The sequence below is a fragment of the Streptomyces sp. NBC_00299 genome, from assembly GCF_036173045.1.
Taxonomy (GTDB): Bacteria; Actinomycetota; Actinomycetes; order Streptomycetales; family Streptomycetaceae; genus Streptomyces; species Streptomyces machairae.
This window is the reverse complement of the sequence record NZ_CP108039.1, coordinates 1,784,403-1,804,458: the sequence shown is the minus strand read 5'-3', so window position 1 is coordinate 1,804,458 and position 20,056 is coordinate 1,784,403. Positions and strand designations below refer to the sequence as shown.

The 20,056-nt window shown below is 70.6% G+C and carries 13 protein-coding genes; 5 read left to right on the top strand and 8 right to left on the bottom strand.

Translation table 11 applies throughout. From position 1 onward, the window contains the following. Window positions 1-9 precede the first annotated feature (9 nt). The 8 genes from OHT51_RS07805 to OHT51_RS07770 are packed head-to-tail and all read right to left on the bottom strand — an operon-like array spanning window position 10 to window position 14,559. On the bottom strand, window positions 10-627 hold the full coding sequence (locus tag OHT51_RS07805; RefSeq protein WP_328878167.1) for a hypothetical protein: 618 nt from the start codon (window positions 625-627) through the stop codon (window positions 10-12). Beyond that, window positions 624-3,290 (bottom strand): aminotransferase class III-fold pyridoxal phosphate-dependent enzyme, encoded by a 2,667-nt coding sequence (locus OHT51_RS07800; RefSeq protein WP_328878166.1) that lies wholly within the window; start codon window positions 3,288-3,290, stop codon window positions 624-626. Before OHT51_RS07800 ends, OHT51_RS07805 begins: the two co-directional genes overlap by 4 nt. Window positions 3,291-3,292: 2 nt before the next feature. Continuing rightward, complete coding sequence (locus OHT51_RS07795; RefSeq protein ID WP_328878165.1) at window positions 3,293-6,481, bottom strand: type I polyketide synthase; 3,189 nt, start codon at window positions 6,479-6,481, stop codon at window positions 3,293-3,295. A 14-nt stretch (window positions 6,482-6,495) separates the two neighbouring features. Then, window positions 6,496-10,347, bottom strand: a complete 3,852-nt coding sequence (locus OHT51_RS07790; protein WP_328878164.1) for a type I polyketide synthase — start codon at window positions 10,345-10,347, stop codon at window positions 6,496-6,498. Continuing rightward, window positions 10,340-10,621: an acyl carrier protein gene (locus OHT51_RS07785; protein ID WP_328878163.1), complete on the bottom strand. Its 282-nt coding sequence runs from the start codon at window positions 10,619-10,621 to the stop codon at window positions 10,340-10,342. Before OHT51_RS07785 ends, OHT51_RS07790 begins: the two co-directional genes overlap by 8 nt. Then, window positions 10,618-12,402 carry a fatty acyl-AMP ligase gene (locus tag OHT51_RS07780; RefSeq protein WP_328878162.1) on the bottom strand — a complete coding sequence of 595 codons (1,785 nt, stop codon included), beginning with the start codon at window positions 12,400-12,402 and terminating at the stop codon, window positions 10,618-10,620. Before OHT51_RS07780 ends, OHT51_RS07785 begins: the two co-directional genes overlap by 4 nt. Next, window positions 12,386-13,459: an SDR family NAD(P)-dependent oxidoreductase gene (locus OHT51_RS07775; protein ID WP_328878161.1), complete on the bottom strand. Its 1,074-nt coding sequence runs from the start codon at window positions 13,457-13,459 to the stop codon at window positions 12,386-12,388. The genes OHT51_RS07780 and OHT51_RS07775 overlap by 17 nt, the downstream gene beginning before the upstream one ends. Then, the gene (locus OHT51_RS07770; protein ID WP_328878160.1) at window positions 13,456-14,559 is read right to left on the bottom strand and encodes a hypothetical protein; all 1,104 of its coding nucleotides are present in this window, start codon (window positions 14,557-14,559) and stop codon (window positions 13,456-13,458) included. The genes OHT51_RS07775 and OHT51_RS07770 overlap by 4 nt, the downstream gene beginning before the upstream one ends. A 341-nt stretch (window positions 14,560-14,900) precedes the next feature. On the opposite strand from OHT51_RS07770, the gene OHT51_RS07765 reads away from it, so the two are divergent. The 5 genes from OHT51_RS07765 (at window position 14,901) to OHT51_RS07745 (ending at window position 20,036) form a co-directional block, all read left to right on the top strand. After that, complete coding sequence (locus tag OHT51_RS07765; RefSeq protein WP_328878159.1) at window positions 14,901-15,908, top strand: beta-ketoacyl-ACP synthase III; 1,008 nt, start codon at window positions 14,901-14,903, stop codon at window positions 15,906-15,908. Window positions 15,909-15,969: 61 nt separating this feature from the next. After that, window positions 15,970-16,254 (top strand): acyl carrier protein, encoded by a 285-nt coding sequence (locus OHT51_RS07760; RefSeq protein ID WP_328878158.1) that lies wholly within the window; start codon window positions 15,970-15,972, stop codon window positions 16,252-16,254. Between the two features lie 38 nt (window positions 16,255-16,292). Then, entirely contained in the window at window positions 16,293-17,561 is a 1,269-nt protein-coding gene (locus OHT51_RS07755) for a beta-ketoacyl-[acyl-carrier-protein] synthase family protein (protein ID WP_443052426.1), read from the top strand. A gap of 62 nt (window positions 17,562-17,623) precedes the next feature. Next, the gene (locus OHT51_RS07750) at window positions 17,624-18,916 is read left to right on the top strand and encodes a cation:proton antiporter domain-containing protein (protein WP_328878157.1); all 1,293 of its coding nucleotides are present in this window, start codon (window positions 17,624-17,626) and stop codon (window positions 18,914-18,916) included. A 556-nt stretch (window positions 18,917-19,472) separates the two neighbouring features. Further along, the gene (locus OHT51_RS07745) at window positions 19,473-20,036 is read left to right on the top strand and encodes a carbonic anhydrase (RefSeq protein ID WP_328878156.1); all 564 of its coding nucleotides are present in this window, start codon (window positions 19,473-19,475) and stop codon (window positions 20,034-20,036) included. Window positions 20,037-20,056 lie beyond the last annotated feature (20 nt).

The window sequence follows — 20,056 nt, the reverse complement described above, 5'->3', positions numbered from 1 at the left end:
CGAATCTCCTCAGTCCGCGGTTCGGGGGGCCAGGCGGGCGAAGCGTCGCGCCACACGACGATGGCGATGTGCGAAGAGCTGCCGGACGGTCTGGCGGTAGACCGGGGTCAGCGGCCGAAGATGTGGCTTGAGCACATAGGTCAGGCGGTCGCTGAGGATCGTCCCGCCGTGCTCGCCCTCGATGATCCGCTCATGGATCCAGGCATGGGCCGACGACATCCGCGACACCTCCAGGAAGCGCCGCCCCTCCTCCCGCTCGGCGATGATGACGTCGTCGTAGTCGTACGGCAGCAGCCGGCCAAGCAGGATCCAGGAGCGGCCCAGCGGCTGCCCGAGCGGCACCCGCGCCAGCGACGGTGTGCCGATTCCCCGCATCTCCCTGGGCAGCGTCATGCGCATCACGGGGGAGAGTTCCTCGTTGATGCCCACGACCTCGGTGGCGCCGTTCCACACCTGGGCCGGATCGGCGCCGGGGAGAAACGTGGAGCGGTGGACCTGCTGCCAGAGGGCGTCGGGGACGCTTTCGAGGTCGGGGTAGTAGGCGAGCACCGAAGGGTCGGGACGGAAGGACGACCGTGGCGCGGTCGCCGTCGGCGTCCGGCCGGCGTCGTCGAGTGAGCCATTCATGAGGTAAGGCCTCCCTGCCGCTCCTGATCGGTCTCCGTCGGCAGGTACAGCCGGTAGCCCAGCTTCCGGGCCTCGTCGCGGAGCATGCGCACCAGATCGACGGAGAGCTTGTCGCCGTGACTGACGACGGGGTCGTGAAGGCGGTGGGCGATGATCATCGTTTCTGCGGTGCAGGCGTAGGTGACCCCGCTGGGGACGCCGAAGTCGATCCCGAGATCCCGGCCGCCCGGCATCCGGACGAGGCCGCCCGCGACCACGCGCAGATCGGGCCGGGCCGCCTTGAGCTGCGGGCCGACGTTCGGCGGCTGCGACACGTCGCACACCGCGGCGTCGCGCTTCACCAGCTCCGGCTGGATCAGCTGGTCCGGCGTCGACGTGGCGGCCAGGACCAGATCGCCGGCCGGCAGGACCGCCTCGGCGTCCACCGAGGTGGCCAGCAGCCCCTGCTCGACGAGTTCGGCCGTGATGTCCTGCATGCTCGCGCCGGACGCGGTCCGCCTGAGTACCGCCCGGGCCAGCGAGCCCGCCTGCGGTACGTCGTCGGCCTGCATCAGATGCCCGACCACGGACTCCAGGGCGGCGGCCAGACGGCGCTCACTGCGTGCCCGGTTGGCGGGGTTTCCCACCAGGACCAGCCGGCCTACCTTCTCCGCCAGCAGCATGCTGGACGCCAGACCGATCGCGCCTGCACCGCCCAGCACCACACAGCACGCCTCGCCCAGCTCGATGTCCTGTTGCCGTGCCGCCTCCTCCAGTCCGTCCACCGCGGCCGCCACGGTGTAGGCGTTGCCCGTGGTCACCGGAACCGGCACGTCCCGCAAGGCCGTCGCGTTCGCGGTGATGACCGACGTGTAGGCGCCGAGCCCCACCAGCTGGGCACCTCGCGCGACCGCGTCGTCGACGGCCTCCTGCACCAGCGCCGCGGACTTCGCGCTCGGCATGTCCAGCAGCCGCTGCGCCCCGTAGGGCAGCGCGAAGATCTCCCCGTAGGAGCTCTCGCCGGTGTCCGTCTCCACCCGGCACCGGCCGACCAGCATGGCGGCCGCTGTGTCGACGTTGCGGCACTGGTTCATCCGGTCGAACAGCACCCGTACCTGCTCGCCGGGCAGCTGGAGGCGGCTGTCGTAACTCTCGTAGCTCGCCAGGTCCGTGGGGTGGGCGATGAACGCCCATCGCGGCTCGCCGTCGCGAGGGCGCAGCCGCTCGGACCGCGTCACACCGGACACCTGGCCGTCAACCTCGCGAGGGGCGGGCCGCTCCGAGGCCGGCAGAAGGTGGGCGAAGAAGCGTGCGCTGTCGCCCCGTTCGATCACGTCCAGACCCCGGTCCAGCGCGCCCAGCAGGGTGTCGCAGTCCGCCTCGGTGACGTTCAGCGGCGGTTCGACCCGCAGCACACTGTTGGCGAAGTACGCGGGCGCCAGACGGATGCCCTCGTTGCGCAGGAGATAGCCGCACAGGAACCCGGCCAGCCCCTCCTGGTCGGCCAGTGAGCGGAACAGACCTTGCCGCGCATGGAGGTCCGGGTCGTCGGAGAGCTGCACACCGAGCAGCAGTCCCTGGCCGCGCACGTCCGCGACCAGCTCCGGATGCCGGGCGGCGACCTCACGGAGTCCGGCCAGCAGATACTCGCCCCGCTGGGCCACCTGCCGTACGAGGGCCCGGTCGTCGGCGGTGAGCAGATCGACCGCGCCCACGCCCACCCGGGAGCAGAAGGCGTTGCCGCCGAAGGTCGAGGTGTGCCGCAGCCCGAAGTCCTCGGTGAGGCTGTCCTGCCCGAACACCACGGCCCCGATCGGCACCATGCCCCCGCCCAGCGCCTTGGCCAGCGGCATGATGTCGGGGACCACGCCGTGGTGCTCGCACGCGAACATGCGTCCGGTGCGGCCGAGTCCGGTCTGCACCTCGTCGACGATCAGCTTGGCGCCGTAGCGGGTGCACAGCTCACGCGCGGTCGCGAGGTAGCCCGGCGGGGCCGGCACGATGCCGCCTTCGCCCTGGACGGGCTCGACGATGAACGCGGCGATGTCGTCGGGGTGTTCGTCGAAGACCTGCTCAAGGGCCCGCGGGTCCCCGAAGGGGATGTGGTGGAAGCCGGCCGAGGGCGCGCCGAAGGGTGTCTGGTAGCGGGGCCGCCCCGTGGCGGACAGGGCGCCGAGGGTCTTGCCGTGGAAGGAGTTGCGCGTCGAGACCACCAGCCGGCGGCCGGTGGCGGCACGGGCCAGCTTCAGGGCCGCCTCCACCGCCTCGGCACCGCTGTTGCACTGCCACACCTGGTCGAGGTGACCGGGCGCGACAGTGGCCAGCCGCTCCGCGAGCAGGGCGGACGCGCCGAGGACGGACGGGAGGGTGATGCTGGGTTCGGCCGACTCCTGTACGGCGGATATCGCCTTCCACATCTGCGGCGGGTTGTGCCCGAAGGGCAGGGCTCCGTAGGCGCCCGCGAAGTCGAGGTACTCGTTGCCCGCGCCGTCGTAGAGCCTGGTGCCCTCGCCCCGTACGTAGTGCACGTCGATACCGAGACCGTCGAGCATGCGGGCGATGTAGGGGTTGGCGTGACGGCGGTAGCGCTCGGCGGTCTCGTCCCGGGCGGCGACACCGCTCAGCCGGGCCCGCAGCGCGGCACGTTTTTCTTCGGCGGTGCTGGTGGGTGGGGTGGAAGCCACAGTTATCGTCCCTCTTCGGAGTCGAGTGCCGTCATCAGACGGTCGAGTTCTTCCTCGGACAGTTCGTCGAGGTGGTCCAGGGCGTGCCGGGCCTCGGCCGAGGTGGGGCCGCGTGTCGCGCCGGCCGTCGCGAGGGTGTGGGCGACCTCCCGCAGCGTCGCGCCCTCGGTGAGCACCGTGATCGGGATCGCCGCCCCCAGGTCGCTCTCCAGGCGGTTCTTCAGCTCCACGAAGGACACCGAGTCGACGTCCAGGTCCCGTGCGGACCGGTCGGGGACCAGCACGGCGGGGTCGGCGCGCATGATGTCGGCGAGGTGCGTGATGAGCCGCTCCAGGACCGAGTCCACGTCCAGAGCGGGCGCTGCCGCATCTGTCGGATCGTCCTGCCCGGTGCCTGACGTGCTGTCAGGTGCGGAGCCGGAGACCCAGTGCGAGCGGTGCTGCCAGGGATAGGTGGGCAGCGGCACCATCGGGCACGGGCCGGGGAAGACGGCGGACCAGTCCACGTCGCTGCCCGCGGACCACAGCTGTCCCACCGCCGCGTGCAGTCCGGGCAGTTCGCCCTGGCGGCGGCGCAGCGTGGCCACCGTGTGGATGCGTCCGTCCCCGGACCTGGCCTCGGCCAGGTGCTGTATGTGAGGGAGGAGCGCGGGGTGGGGGCCGATCTCCACGAAGCAGGTGATGCCGTCGTCGATCATCGCCCCCACGGCGTCGCTGAAGCGGACCGGGAGAGCGGCGTTGGCGGCCCAGTGCGAGGCTGTCAGATCGCCGCCCGCGTGCGCCGCACCCGTCACCGTCGAGTACAGCGGCACCTGGCCGGCGGTGGGCCGCAGGGTCCGCAGCTCCTTGTGCAGACGTTCCGAGACGGGGCCGAGCGCCGGACTGTGGAAGGCGTAGTCCGTGTCCAGGCGGGTCAGGCGCCAGTCGGACAGATGCGGCAACAGCGCCTCCAACTGCGGTGTCGGCCCCGCGATCACGGTGCCCTCCGGGCCGTTCAGCGCCGCGATGCCCACCTCGCTGCCCGGCCCGTCGGGGTGCCGGCGGGCACGGGCCAGCGCATCGGCGACCTGGTCGGCCGACGCCCGCACCGCGTACATCGCTCCGCCGGAGGCGTGCACATGCAGCGCCTCGCTGCGGGCCATGATCACTTCCACGGCCTGTTCGCGGGTCAGCGCGCCGCACGCGAGCGCGGCCGACACCTCTCCCACGCTGTGTCCGCAGACCGCGTCCGCCTTCAGGCCCCAGGCGTTGAGCCTTGCCGTGAGCGCTGCTTGGAGGGCGGCGATCGCGAGTTGCGCGAACCGGGTGTCGCGCAGCGCCTCCTCGCACGCGGGACTCGAGAGCGTTTTCAGCAGCGGAGGCCCGCCCGCCTCGCCGATCCTCCGGTCCCAGGCGAGCAGTTCGTCCCGGACGCGCGCGTCCCGCTCGGCCAGGGCTGCACCCATTCCGGCCCACTGGCCGGCCTGGCCCGAGTAGACGAAGCCGAGCCGCTGCGGTGTCGAGGGCGTCCCGGAAGCCAGGCCGCCGTGACTGTCCGCCGCGCGGTGCAGGGCCTCGGCCAGGGCGTCGGGGCTCGCCGCGGTCACGGCGGCACGCCAGGGATGCGGCTGGCGTCTGCGCGCCGCGGCGGCCATCACGTCGCGCACCTGCGAGCCGTCCAGGTCCCGCACATGGAACGCGAACCGGCGCAGCGCGTCCGCCAGTGCCGGGCCGGATCGTGCCGAGACCGGCAGCAGCACGGGCTCGTCCCCGGTGTGGGCACGGGTCGGGCCCGCCGTGTCCCGCTGGTGGTTGCGGGCGGCCGGGACGGCGTCGGGATGGGCGACGATGAGATGCGCGTTGGTGCCGCCGAAGCCGAAGGAGCTGACGGCGGCATACCGCTTCTCGGACGGCTGCCATGTCTCCAGGCGGCGGGGGATGTCGAAGCGCTCGCCCTCCAGCTCGATGAAGGGGTTGACCTCCTTGAGGTTGATCTGTTCCGGCAGCCGGCCGTGGCGCAGCACGCCGAGGGCCTTGATCAGCGAGGCGACTCCGGCGGCGGACTCCAGATGACCCAGGTTCGCCTTGACCGAGCCGAGCCAGCAGGTGGGGTCCTGTGCGCCCCGGCCGCCGTAGACCGCGCGCACGGCCTCGTACTCGATGGGGTCGCCGAGCGGTGTCCCGGTGCCGTGCATCTCGACCATTGTGATGTCGCCCGCATCGAGCCCCGAGGCATCCAGCACCTGGCGCATCAGGTGCTCCTGCGCGATCGGCGAGGGCGCGGTGAGGCCGTTGGTGCGGCCGTCCTGGTTGGTCGCGTCGGCGAGGATCACGCCCTCGATCGGGTCGCCGTCCGCCAGCGCGTCCGACAGCCGCCGCAGGACCACCAGGCCGGCGCCCTCGCCGCGCACCATGCCGTCGGCGTCCGCGGCCAGGGCCTTGGTGCGTCCGTCGGGGGCCAGCGGCAGCGCGCGTCCCGTCATCGTGGTGGACAGCGGGGACAGGATGAGGTTGACGCCACCGGCCAGCGCCCGGTCGCACGCGCCGTTCCGCAGGGCCTGACAGGCGAGATGGACGGCGACGAGTGAGGAGGAACAGGCCGTGTCCACCGCCATGCTGGGGCCGCGGAATCCGAACTCGTAGCTGAGCCGGTTGGCGATCAGACTGCGTGCCCCGCTGCCGGTGGAGAGCCTGCTGCCGATGTCGTCCCGTGCGGCCAGGGAGGCCAGCATGTAGTCCTGGTGGCCGACACCGACGAACACCCCGGTGGCGGACCCGCTCAGTTCCCGGGCCGGCCAGCCGGCCCGCTCGACGGCCTCCCACGCGATCTCCAGGAGGACGCGCTGCTGCGGGTCCAGCAACTCCGCCTCGGCGGCACCGATCCCGAAGAAGGCGGCGTCGAATCCGTCGACGTCGTCGATCTGTCCGGCGTACTGCGTGAGCCGGGCGTAACCCGGGTCGTCCAGGCCGGTGAAGTCGATGCCGGCCCAGCGCTCACCGCGCAACGGCCGTACCGCGTCGCGGCCCTCAGCCAGCAACTGCCAGTACGCCTCGGGCGTTTCGGCCCCGCCGGGCAGGCGGCAGCCCGAGGAGACGACGGCGATCGGCTCTGTTCGTGACCGTGCTTCCAGCTCCGAGACACGTGAGCGAAGCGACCGGATGGTCTCGGCAGCGCGCAGCAGTGCCTGGTCGGTCGTGGTGTCGGTGTTCATGCCTTCCCCCGTGGCTAGCCGTCGAGTTCTGCCAGCAACTGGCTCAGGGCGTCGGAACCGGCGGCCCCCGGGCGCGTCATCGCGTCCTGGGCGGCGCCGGGCGCCACCTGCTGTGCCTGCTCCGTCTCCTGGACGATCCGCCCGAGCAGGGCGTCGGCGAGCTGGCGGACGGTGGGGTGCGCCCAGACCAAGGTGGCCGAGAGCCGGATGTCCAGCTCCTTCTCCAGCCGGTTGCGCAGCTCCACGCCCATCAGCGACTCGAGCCCCATCTCGGCGAAGGACAGGTCGTCCGTGGCACCCTCGCGCAGTCCGTTCGGCAGGACGCTGTCGAGCGTCGTGTGCAGCCAACTGCCCAGTGCCTGCCGCCGCTCGGTGTCGGAGGGCAGCGACAGCAGCGTCTGCCGCAGCTCACCGCCGGACACGGCACGACCGCCGGAGCCGATGCCGGCCGTCTCCTCCGGATCGTCGGTGCCGCCGCGCTGCGACAGCTGCGCCAACGCCATGTGCTGCACCTGCGCGAGCAGGTTGCCCGCCGTGGAGACGAACGCCAGATCCATGAGCACCTCCCCGTCGCACTCCCGCAGCTGTCCTTCCGCGACGGCACCGTCCGCCGTCCACAATTCCGCCGAAGCGTGCACCGCCCCGACGCGGGAGACCGCAACCAACTCCGGGTCGATATCCGTTCGTTCGGCCAGCAGCGCCCGCGCCACGGCGGGCAGCGCCCGGTCCAGCACGCTGGCCAGGGACGCGGGCGACGCGGTCGGCGGCGGAGCGGGCACGTTCACCTCGCACCTGACGCTCGCGGTGACGTCCGGCAGGGGTGCCGGCGGCCGGGCGCCGACCGTGCACGACGCCGCCGTCGTCCACCGGCCGGCGCGCCGGAAGAGGAACCGCACCGCGGCGGAGCGTGCGGGCCGCGAACCGTTCCCTCCCAGGTGCACCACCAACTGCCGTGGCACGCTCGGTTCGGCGGGCAGCGGCCGGTGCATCTCCAGGTCCTGGACGAACGCGGCGTCCTCGACGCCGGCCTCCCGCGCCGACCAGAGTGCCGCCGCCACGAGCTCCGCGACGGACACCGCGGGCTCGCCCGCCATCAGGTGGTTCTCGCGCGTCTCGGGCAGGGTGAGGCCCGCCAGGTACGTCCCGGGCTGGAAGGACGCCTCCGTGAGGATGCCGGGAGCTGCGCCCTTCCTACGGTCGGTCGGCCCGGCCGCCGGCACCCGGTAGACGTGGGTGCGCCGGAAGGGGTGGACCGGTAGCCGCGAGGCCCAGGCGTGGGTCACCGCGTCGGCGTCCGCCCTCAGATGCAGGCCCCGCTCGAACAGTGCCGCCTCCACCTCGCGCAGCCCGAGGCCCCCGCGCTGGTCGCGATGACCCGTGGAGAGCGCCACGGCACCCTCGCCCTGGGCCTCGAGGGACTCCCGCAGCGCGACGAGCAACACCGGGTGCGGACTGATCTCCAGGACATGGGTGACACCGTCGTCCGCCATGGCCGTGACCGCTCCACGGGCACGGACCGGGTGGGTGAGGTTGTCCTGCCAGTACCGCGCGTCCAGGGGCGCCTCGTACGACCGGCCGTGCACCGAGGAGTAGAACGCCGGGCCCGAGCCGGGCTCAGGTGCCTCCACGCTGCCCAGCACCCGGCCGAGCTGTTCGGCCGGCGCCTTCATGAGAGGGCCGTGGGAGGGGTAGTCGACCTTGACCCGGCGGGTGTCGCGTCCCCGGCGCTCGAACTCCGCGAGGGCCGCCGTCAGCGCGCCGTCGTGCCCGGAGAGCACACAGGAGCGGGGACTGTTGTCGGCGGCGACGGTGACGGGACTGCCCAACTGAGCCAGAATCTCGGCCGCTTCGTGCGCGCCGGCCTCCACCACGGCCATACCGCCGGTGCCGCGAGCCGCATCGACGGCGTCGTTGCGGGCACGCAGTACCCGGCAGGCGGTGGCCAGTTCGAGCCTGCCCGCGACGACGGCCGCACTCAGCTCACCCATGCTGTGACCGGTCACGGCATCGGGCTGGATCCCCAGGCCGGCCAGTTGTGCGGTGAGAGCGAGCTGCACCGTGAAGATCAGCGGCTGTGCCACGCGGATGTCGTCGAGGTCCGCCGACTCTGTCCCCTCGAGCGCCGCGAGCGGGCTCCAGCCCAGCATCGGCGCCAGTACGGCGTCGACCTCTCGCACCCGCTCGGCGAAGGGCGGGCAGGCGCCCAGCAGTTCGCGGCCCATGCCGTCCCACTGCGAACCGTGCCCCGAGTACACGAATCCCAAGGACGGGGACGTGCCCGTCCGGGTGTGCGGGGCGTCGCGGGTGCCGTCCCCGATCGAGGTCAGCTGGTCCAGCAGCTCCTGCCGGCCGGCCGCGACCACCCCGGCACGCCACTCGAAGGCAGTGCGGTGTGCGGACGCCGCCCGCGCCGCCTGCCGTACGTCCTCCCAGTCCTCCATGGAGCCCAACCAGTCCGCCCAGTCGCTGGCTGTCGCTGCCAGCGACTGGGCGCTCCGGGCCGACAGTGGCAGAACGACGGGCCCGGAGTTCGCCCGCGCGCCGACCTGCACGGGGGATTGCTGGTGCGGCGCGCGGGCGAGTACGACGGAGGCGTTGGTGCCTCCGAAACCGAAGGAGCTCACGGCGACCGCGGAGGCGTCGGCCGGCAGGGGGATGTGGCCGTCCGACATCGCGAGGCCGAAGCCGTCCAGATCGATGCGCGGGTTGACCTCGCGCAGATGGGGATTGCCGGGCACAACGCCGTGCCGGAGCACCAGTGCGGCCTTGATCAGGCCAAGCACGCCTGCCGCTGCCTCCAGGTGGCCGATGTTCGCCTTGAGCGATCCCACGGGCAGCGGCGGCCTGTCCTTGCCCACCGCCCGGTCCAGGGCGGCGCCCAGCGCCCGGCCCTCGATGGGGTCGCCGAGCGGGGTGCCGGTGCCGTGCAGTTCGACGTACCCGAGGGTCTTGGCGGACCTCACTCCCGCCTGCCGCAGCGACTGCACGATCAGCTCGGTCTGCGCACGGCCGCTGGGGGCGGTGAGCCCGTTGGTACGTCCGTCCTGGTTGACGCCGGACCCCTTGATCACGACGTGGATGTGCTCGCCCGAGGCCAGCGCGTCCTCCAGACGGCGTAGCACGACCGCGCCACCGCCCTCGGAACGGACGTAACCCTGACCTGAGGCGTCGAAGGTTCGGCAGCGGCCGTCGGCGGCCAGCGCGGTCAGGCCGGCCGCGCCCAGCTGCGGGACGGGGGACAGCAGCGCGTTCACGCCACCCGCGATCGCGAGGTCGCACTCACCCGACCGAAGGCTCTGGACGGCGAGGTGCACGGCGACGAGGGAGGACGAGCAAGCGGTGTCGACGGTCATCGAGGGACCGCGCAGGTCCCACAGATAGGAGAGGCGGTTGGCGGTGATGGCGTGGGAGAGGCCCGGGTTGGTGTACGGGCCCTGCATCTCGTGCGTGGACTGCCCGCTCAGGAGCATCGCGTGATCGTGCGTGGCCTGTCCGAAGAAGACACCGGTACGGCTGCCGAGCAGATCTTCCTGTACGACTCCCGCGGATTCCAGGGCTCGCCAGGCGACCTCCAGGGCCAGCGCCTGCTGGGGATCGATCCGGGCCGCCTCGCTGGGCGACATGCCGAAGAACCCTGGATCCCAGCTCTCCAACTCCGCGAGGAATCCGCCCCATTGGGCGCCCGTGGCCCGTGAGCCGGCTGCGGTCACCTCGGTGTACAGGGGCTCCCGGTGGCCGGGCACCGGGGTGATCTCGTCCCGCCGCTCGTCCAGCAGCCGCCACAGTGCGTCGACGGTGTCGGCGCCGGGGACCCGGCAGCCGAGTCCCACGACGGCGACCGCGCCGTCCTTGCCGTCCTCAACCACGGGCGGGCTCCGGCGTCGCGAGAGTGTCGGCCAGGAACGCCGCCAGGCTGTTGACGGTGGGATGGTCGAAGAGCCACTCGGTGGGCACCTCGATGCCCAGCTCCTCGGTGACCGTGCCCGCGAGTCCGATCAGGGCGGCGGAGTCCAGACCGAGATCCACGAACGTGGTCTGGCGGTCCACTCGTTCCTCCGCGGCGAGGCCCAGTTCGCCGGCGATCGACGCCTGCACCACGGCCGAGATGTCGCGCTGAGTCATGTTGGCCTCGGCGGTCACCGCGGTCCTCCCTTGCTTGTCCCACCCCGGTGCCAGAGGGCCACCGGCTTGAACTGATCGGCGCTCCAGCGCTGTGCGGCCTCGGCACGCCGGAGCTTCCCGCTGGTCGTGCGCGGCACCGCCCCGGACTGGACCACCGCGACCGCGGCGGGCGCGATCCCGTGCTCTTCGAGGACGGCCCCGCGAACCGCCGCCAGGACTTCGGCGTGGTCCGCCCGGGGGCCGTAGGTGAGCAGTTCGCAGGCGAGCACGACCTGCTCGTCCTGGTCCTCCCCCTCGCGCGTCGCGAAGGCCACGGCCCGCGCCACCAGTTCGTGGCAGCCCTCGGCGGTGGCCTCGAGGTCCTGCGGATGGTGGTTGGTGCCGCGGTGGATGATCACGTCCTTGATGCGGCCTGCGATGCAGAGCTGGCCCTCGTGCCAGACCCCGAGGTCCCCGGTGCGCAGGAAGCTGCGTCCCTGGAGCGCGGGCTCGTCCACCGTCGCCCGGAAGGTCTCCCGGGTGGCCTTCTCGTGTCCCCAGTAGCCGCCGGCGACACTCGGCCCACTGATCCAGATCTCGCCGACCTCGCCGTCCGGGCGACGGCGAGAGGTCTCCGGGTCGACCACGGCCACCTCGAGGTCCGGGGCGATGCTGGATCCGCATCCGACCAGCTCCGTGCGCAGGGTCTCGGGCCGGGCGTCCTGAGCCTCCCGGTAGGCCCGGCCCAGGGTCCTCCTGTCCACCTCGCCGAGTGCCGGCGCGGCCTGCCGGTCCAGACAGGTGACGACCAACGTTGCCTCGGCCAGACCGTAGACCGGCATCAACGCGTGCGGATCGAAGCCGTACGGCCCGTAGGCCTCGGCGAACGCCGTGACGGTCCTGCGGCGCACCGGCTCCGCGCCGTTGAGCGCATGCCGGAGCCCGGACAGGTCGAGGCCCTCGCGGTGCTCCTCGGGGACCTTCTGCACGGCGGTCGCGTAGCCGAAGTCGGGGGCGATGGTGAAGCTGGACCTGGTCTCGCTCAGCGTCCTCAGCCAACCCAGCGGGTTGCGCAGGAAGCCGGTGGGCGTCGACATGTGCAGGCTCATGCCGGCCGTCAGCGGATGGCAGACCATGCCGATCAGACCCATGTCGTGGAACAGAGGCAGCCAGCCCGCCGCCGACTGACCGGGCCCGGTCCCCAGGTTGCGCCGGATGTGGGCGATGTTGTGGGCGAGGTTGGCGTTGGACACCATCGCGCCCTTGGGGCTCGACGTGGAGCCCGAGGTGTACTGGAGCAGCGCCAGTTGCCGCGGCCGGGTCCGCACCGGGCCCGCCTCGCCGTCGGCGCCCCAGGGGATTTCATCCGGTGCGATCACCAAGGGGGCCGACCGAGCGGCGTCGGCGACGGCTCGGACGCGGGAGTGCAGTTCCGGTGCGGTGATGACGGCCGAGGGCTCGCAGTCGCGCAGGATCTGTTCCAGCCGGTGGTCCCACGCCTTGCCGGCCCGCATGGTCGACATCAGCGGCGGATGGAAGGTGACCGCCACGGTGTCGGCCAGCAGGCATCCGAAGAAGGACGCCACGTAGTCGACGCCGTTGGGCAGCGCGATCAGCACGAACGGGCGGTCGTATGTGCGGGACGGCAGCTGCTGCAGGACCGCGCCGACCGCCGCGGCCTGCGCGTACAACTCGGCGTAGGTGCGCCGGTCCTGTGTCCCGTCGGGGCGGTCGTACACGAGTGCCGTGGTGGCGGACAGCTGCTCCGCGTGCGAGGCGAGGGCGTGGCCGAGGGTGAGGTGCTCAGTCGTGGTCTGCAACGCTGCGGAGGGCACTGCCCCGCCTCCCTTCGGACCCCAGGGCGCTTATCAGTCCGTCGACCTCCAGCTCGGTCAGCCAGTTGTCGACCGAGGCGATGGAGTCGTGCAGCGAGGTGGGGCGGAACCCCAACTCCCGTTGGGCCCGGCAGGTGTTGTAGAAGAGCCTGTTGACCGACAGCGCCGCGTTCTCCGGAACGAGGAACGGCGATCGCAGCGGGTCCTTGCGCATCGCGGCCACGACCGCGCCGACCCGGCCGGCCGCCCGCACCAAGGTGTCGGGCACCGCCCGCTTCGGCGGCGCGCAGCCCACGACCTCCGCGATCTGGTGGAACAGCTCCCGGTAGGTGAGGTTCACCGACGAGACGATGTAGCGGGATCCCGGCGTGCCCCGCTCCATCGCGGCCCGCATGCCGAAGTTCATGTCGTCGATCGAGGTGAAGGCGGCGCCGCCCAGCGGATAGGCGACGAGCTTGTTCTGCCGGGCGCTCTCGATGAGCATCGCCCAGCCGTAACGGCGGTCGCTGTACGGGGCGATGCAGGCGCTGAGATTGACGATCACCACTTCCGGGCCGCCCGAGCGCCAGCCGCGCAGCAACTCCCTCTCGCCGGCGCGCTTGGTGATCATGTAACTGTTCACGCAGCTGGAGCGGGAGATGTCGAAGTTCTCGTCGGCGATCTCACCCGGTCGCGGATAGCCGATGGCGGAGATCGAGGAGGCGTGCACGATACGGCGTACCCCGGCCGTCGTCGCCGCCTTGACCAGGTTCGCGCAGCCCTCGACGTTGACCTGCTCCATGAGGGAGTGCAGTTTGTTCAGCGTGATGGCGATGCCGGCGAAGTGGTAGACCTCGTCGATGCCCTGGAGTGCCGCTTCCAGCGAGGCGAGGTCGGTGACGTCGCCGCGGCGGATCTCGCACCGGTGCAGGTGGTGCTCCAGTCCGCCCGGTCCTTCGCCGGGGCGGAGCATGCAGACGACGTCCGCGCCGGATTCGATGAGGTGACGGGCAAAGGCGGAGCCGAGACTGCCGGACGCTCCGGTGATCAGCACGCGGGTCACAGCGAGAGGTCCTTCCCGTAGACGGCGTAGGTGCGCGCCGGGCCGGTCTTGGTGTGCGCGAGATAGGCCCGGCTCTGCCAGTTGTGCTCGTGGACCCAGGTGGTGTGCATGTCCCGGTAGGAACCGACGCGGCCGAGGACGACCTTCGCGATCTCGCCGACCAGGACCCGGCCGACGCCCTTGCCCTCGTACTCGGGGCGGGCGCCCATCATCAGCACCACGGTGCCCCGGATGCCGGCCTTGAGTTCCTCGTAGCGGGCGGCGAACTCGTCGGTGACGGTGCCGCCGGCCACCTTCAGCAGCTCGTTGCCGTCGGCCGCGAGCATGCTGAAGGCGACCGCGCGGCCCTCGTGCTCCACGAAGCGGGTCAGGCGCGGATCGATGAGCTCGCGCAGCTCGTCCAACTGGAACCGCAGGACGGGCTTGCTGATCGGGACCATGTCGTGGTTCTCGGCGAAGGAGGCCGCCAGCAGCTCCTGGACGAGGTCGACCTCGCTGTCCCAACGCTCCGGGTCCAGGTCGCGCACGGTCAGGCCGAGCTTGTCGCGCAGCTCCTCGCCCCGCCGGACGAGCGGCTCCACCAGGGATGCATCGCGCTCGCCGAGCCAGCTGAAGGTGTTGGTGCGGAAGTCGGGTCCGTACCCCGCGTCCTCCAAAAGCTGCCGGTAGTAGGGCGGGTTGTGCGGCTGGAACACGGCCGGCCGGTTGTCGTAGTCCTCCACCAGTAGCCCGAACTCCTGCGTCGCACAGTACGAGTAGGGGCCGGCGAGCCGTTCCATGCCGCGCTCGGCGACCCAGGTCTCGGCGGTGCGCAGCAGGGCCGAGGCGACGTCCGGGTCGTCCACGCACTCGAACCAGCCGAAGAAGCCGGTCTTGCCGAAGCGCTCCACGTAGGCGGGGTCGATCGTGGTGGAGATCCGGCCGACGGTCCTGCCGTCGGAGTCGAGCGCGAGGAAGTGCTCGATCTCCGCCTCCGCGAAGTAGGGGTTGACCGTTGCGTCCATGAAACGGCGTACGTCCGAGGACAGCGGAGGAATCCATTGGTCATCGCCGAGCTCACGGTAAAGGCGTGGCGCGAAGCTGATGAATTCCTCTGTCATCTCGTCGCCGCGAACAGGAACCACTGACGGCACGGCTATTCCTCCCTGTCGGAAGTACTGAGGACGGATCCGTCCGATCGCCACGTATTAAGTGGGTTCTTGGAATGAGGCGCAGTGAAGCACGACGGGGCGAGGACCGGCAATGAATTTCTGGCTGACCGGGCCTCATTTCGTCCACCCTGTGTCTCTGACCTGCAAGAATGAGCAGACGACATGACAGTCATTGCCACTTTCTCGGCGTTAATGGTAGTCGTTTTCAAGGCTTCGAAATGAATTTAGAGGGCCTGTGGAAATACTCTTGAGACCGTGTTACTTTCGTCCGCCGAAGGAGGTGATGAGTCATGCAGAAGTGTGCTGTGCTCTGCGGTCTCGGCGCCTATCTGCCGGAAAAGGTGGTGACCAACGATGACCTCGCGAAAATCATGGACACCACGGACGAGTGGATAAGTAGCCGAACCGGAATCCGCGAGCGCCGCGTCGTCGAACCCGGCATCTCCACCGGAGATCTCGCCGTTCAGGCGGGGGCCCGGGCGCTGAAATCCGCCGGAGGTGAACCTGTCGATCTGGTGATCCTCGCGACGAGCACGCCGGACCACCCGTGTCCCGCCACCGCTCCCTCCGTGGCGCACCGGCTGGGCCTCTTGGACACCCCGGCGTGGGACCTGTCCGCGGTGTGCAGCGGCTTCCTGTACGGGCTGACCGCCGCGAGCAGCTTCATCGCGGCCGGCAACGCGCGACGTGTCCTGCTCATCGGGGCGGACGCGTTCTCCACGATCCTGGCACCCGCCGACCGCGGCACCCGGCCCATCTTCGGGGACGGTGCGGGCGCCGTCGTCCTGCGCCGCGGCGACCCGGACGAACCCGGCGCCCTGGGGCCCTCGGCCCTCGGGAGTGATGGCTCCCTGAGGGAGCTGATCACCGTTCAGGCGGGCGGCTCCAAGGAGCCCCTCGATCCGGCCCATCCGGAACAGGAAGGCCGGTACTTCACGATGCAGGGGAGGTCCGTCTTCCGGCACGCCGTCGGCCGTATGACCGCCGTTGCCGCGGAGGTGCGAGAGCGGGCCGGCTGGCGTCCCGAGGATGTCGACTGTCTCGTCGCGCACCAGGCGAACCGCCGGATCCTCCAGGCGGTTGCCGAGCGTCTGGCGCTGCCCATGGAGCGCTGCGCCCTCCACCTCGACCGCGTCGGGAACACGGCCGCGGCATCCATCCCGCTGGCCATGGCCGACGCGGTGGCCGGCGGACAGCTCAAGCCGGGCCACCGGGTCCTGCTGACCGCCTACGGCGGCGGAGCCACCTGGGGCGCGGCCGCGCTCACCTGGCCGAGCGTCACACCGCAGCCCGACTGACGCGATCGCGTCGCGAACGGCACAACCACCACCACTAGTCACACCTACCGAAGGGAACACCGTGACTGCCTCCGTGCACCCCTCCGCCGAGCAGCTCCAGGACCAGCTGCGCTCCGAGCTCGTCACGCGATTCGGTGTCGAGGACGCCGAAGTCACTCCGGAGATGACCTTTGGAGAGCTCGGACTCGACTCCCTGGCGCTGGTGGAACTCTCCGACGTGCTCCAGAGCGTGCTGGAGATCCCCATCGCCGACGACGACTTCAACGGCGAGCAGAAGATCGCCGAGGTCGTCACCCTGCTCCAGGACAAGCTCGTCGAACACGCCGGCGCGCAGGGCCAGGTATGAGTGACGGGCCGCACACCCGAGCTGTCGAGGGGACAGCTGTGACTGCCGGGCCGTCACGTAGCGGCCCGGGCGGGCGGCGCCGAACGGAGCCCTTCCACGCCGCCATCACCGGTATCGGCATGATCACCGCGGCGGGCCCGGACACGGCCCGGACCTGGGAGGCCGTCGTCCGTGGTCGTCCCACGACTGCGGTGATACCGGAACTGGCCGGGATGCCGGTCCAACTGGCCTGCCAGGCATCGGCGTTCGACGGGGACGCGGTCCTCGGCCGGCGTGCCGCCTGGCGGCTGGACCGCTGCACCCAGATGGCGCTGGTCGCGGGCCGCGAGGCGGTCGCTGACGCCGGTCTCGACCCGGCGCGGTGGGACGGTGCCCGCGTCGGTACCGTGCTTGGCTCCGCGCTGGGCGGCATCGGCACCTGGCAGCGAGAGTACGACCGGCTGCGCGAACTGGGTCCCGAGCGGATCTCGCCGCTGACGATCCCCATGTCGCTGCCCAACCTGATCGCCGGCCAGCTGGCCACCGACCTCCAGGCCTGCGGACCGAGCCTGGTCACCAGCACTGCCTGCGCCTCCGGGACCACGGCCCTCGGGGTCGCCCGCGATCTCCTGCGCCACGACAGCTGCGACATCGTCATCACCGGGGGCGCCGAGTCCAGTCTCGTGCACTCCGTCGTCGCCGCCTTCGCCCGCGCGGGAGCGCTGTCCCGCAACACCGAGGACCCCGGCAGGGCATCCCGGCCCTTCGACGTGGACCGGGACGGATTCGTCATCGCCGAGGCCGCCGCCATCCTGGTGCTCGAACGCCCCGACCACGCGCGGGCCCGGGGTGCCCAGGTCCATGCGTACGTCAGCGGGTACGGTGCCTCGGCCGACGCCGGACACGAGACACGGCCGGACCCGGAGGGGGCGGGTGCCCAGCGGGCGGTGGAAGCCGCCCTGCGGGACGCGGAGTTGTTCCCGATCGAGATCGACCACGTCAACGCGCACGGCACGTCGACGCCGCTCAACGACCTCGCCGAGGGGCGGATGGTGCGGCGCGTCATCGGCGGACACCCCCTGGTCACCGCGGCGAAGGGTGTCACCGGTCACTCCCTCGGCGCGGCCGGCGCCGTGGAGGCCGCGCTCACCGCCCTCACCCTCAAGCATCAGGTCGTGCCCCCCACGGCCGGTCTTCGAGAGATGGACCCGGCTGTCGATCTCGACGTCGTCCAGGGCACCGCACGCGAGCAGACGGTGGAGGCGGCCCTGAGTAACTCGTTCGGATTCGGCGGACAGAACGCCGCTCTCGTACTCACCCGGGCTTAGGGGCTGACATGCAGAACGTACAGCTGGCCACCGCGGACGCCCATGCGCAGCTGGTCCTCGATGTGCTGCCTGCGGTCCTGGTCATCCTGGTGCTCTCCGCCCTGGTCGGAAAGCTCTTCGTCATCATGGGCCAGCCCCGGGTTCTCGGCGAGATGATCGCCGGCATCCTGCTTGGCCCCACCTTGCTGGGGCGCGTGGCACCAGACGTCAAGGAGTCGCTGTTCAGTGCGGACGTGAAGCCGGTCCTCTACGTGCTCAGCACGATCGGGCTGACCCTGTTCATGTTCCTCGTGGGCGTCGGCCTGGATCATCACAAGGCCCCCAAGGGCTATCAGGGCACGGCCGTGTATCTGGCCGTGTCGAGCATCCTGCCCGCGATCGCCGCCGGCTTCGGGGTTGGCCTGGTCTTCTACGACAACCTGTCGCTCGAAGGGGTCAGCCCGACGATGTTCGCGCTGTTCGTCGGCGGGGCGCTCTCGGTGACGGCCTTCCCCATGCTCGCCCGCATGCTGTTCGACAACGGTCTGGAGCGGACGTCCCTCGGCGTTCTGGCGCTTCTGGCCGCCGCGGTCGATGACGCGGTCGCCTGGTGTCTGCTGGCCTTCCTCCTCGCCTTCCACAACGGGGGAGCTCTCGACCGGAGCATGCGCACCGTGCTGCTCACCGCGGCCTTCGCGGTCTTTGTCCTGACCGTGGGCCGGCGCCTGCTGGGCAGGCTGGGCGAGCAGGTCGAGCGCAGCGGCATGCTGACCAGCGGTCAGTTCTGCGTCCTGCTGGTGGCGGTGCTCGGCGCGGGCCTGACCACCGAGAAGATCGGCGTCCACGCCGTGTTCGGCGGGTTCCTGGTCGGCCTGGCCATGCCCCGCGGCGCAGTGATCCGACGTGCCCTGAGAGAACGCCTCCTGGACACCGTACAGATCCTGCTCGTGCCCATCTTCTTCGCGTTCTCCGGCCTCAACACCCAGATCGACGGGTTCACCGATCCCGCCACGCTCCTCCCGCTCGTCGCCCTGATACTGGCCGCTTTCGTCGGCAAGTACGCGGGCTGCATCGCGGTGATGAAGGCGCGCGGGTTCAGCTGGCGTGAAGGATCCGCCATGGGGTCCCTGATGAACGCCCGCGGGCTCATGATTCTTGTTTTCATCAACGTGGGATTTGCACAAGGGGTCATCAGCCAGAAGGCGTTCTCCCTATTGGTGCTGGTCGGCCTGGTTACCACTGCCAGTGCGCTCCCGCTGTGCAAACTCTCGTTGGGCGGAAGGTTTCCCTCCGCGGACAACGATGACCAGAACCGAGCGGTATCGGTTAGCGTGGACAGCCGCTCCAGCATGGGAGGCGCGCGAGCACCCAAGTGACTGATTAGCGATTCAACTACGTGAAGCCAACGGGGGAAGGCTGTAGATGGCGCACGCCGGTTTATTGAAAGCTCTGGTCAGGTGGCTGCTGCCGCTGCTCATGTGCGGGCACGCCCTGCTCGGCCACGCCGCGCCACTGCCGGAGATGCAACCACCGTCTTCGGCCGGAGCGCCGGCCCAGAGCAACGAGGGCACGGAGAGGCATGACGACCGCCCCTCGGCTCCCACCACGGTCTGCGAAATTGAGGGTGAAGCGACCCTCCAGACACAGCGGATGTCACACCAATGTGCCGCTGGGCCACCGCCCTTGGTGTCGCTCATCCCATTGAGGGACAAGGCGCCACGTGGGCCACCCTGGAAGCCTCTCGCGGCACGTCAATCGATTGTTCTGCATGACGGAACCATCAGGTCGAAGCTCCAGATGTGGTTGCTCTGAAGCGGTCACGTTCAGACGCGTTCTGTTCGTAAACCACCGCGACAGAGGGACAACATCATGCGCACCCCACGTTCATCCCGGTCGGCTCTGCCACGCCAGCGCTCGCGAGCTCGCGACCAGATGAGCAAGGAACTGCCCAAAGTCCTGTTCATCTCCTGTACAGAATCCCGCCTGGCACCGCAGAGGTTCGTCCCCGATCCGGAGCAGATCTATGAAGTGCGGAACATCGGAAACATAGTCCTCCCGTACAACCCACGTATCGTCTCAGGAGACGTAGCAACGATCGAATACGCGCTCACCCTCCCTGACCTCAAAGACGTCGTCATCTCAGGGCATTCCGACTGCGCTGTGGTCGCCGCACTCCTCTCCCAGAAAAGTGTCTCGTCCTCCATGCGGAGGTGGCTCTTCGTGGGGAACTCCCGAGCGGCCAGCCGAGAAGCCGTCGGCGCGCGGGCGGGCGCGGACCTCGACGCCGAGGCCTGTGACCGCGCCGCCCGTGCCCACCTTCTGACGCAGCTGGCCAACCTGGCCGGCTACCCCGGTCTGGAGTCCGGCCGGCGCGGCGGGGACCTCCGCCTTCGGGCGCTGTTCCATGCCTCCGAGACGGGGGCCACCGAAATCTACTCCCCGCGGGACAACTCCTTTGTCCCCCTCACCCGTCAGGTGCCCAGCGCGGCGCGGTGAAGCCGGCTCAGTAATGAATC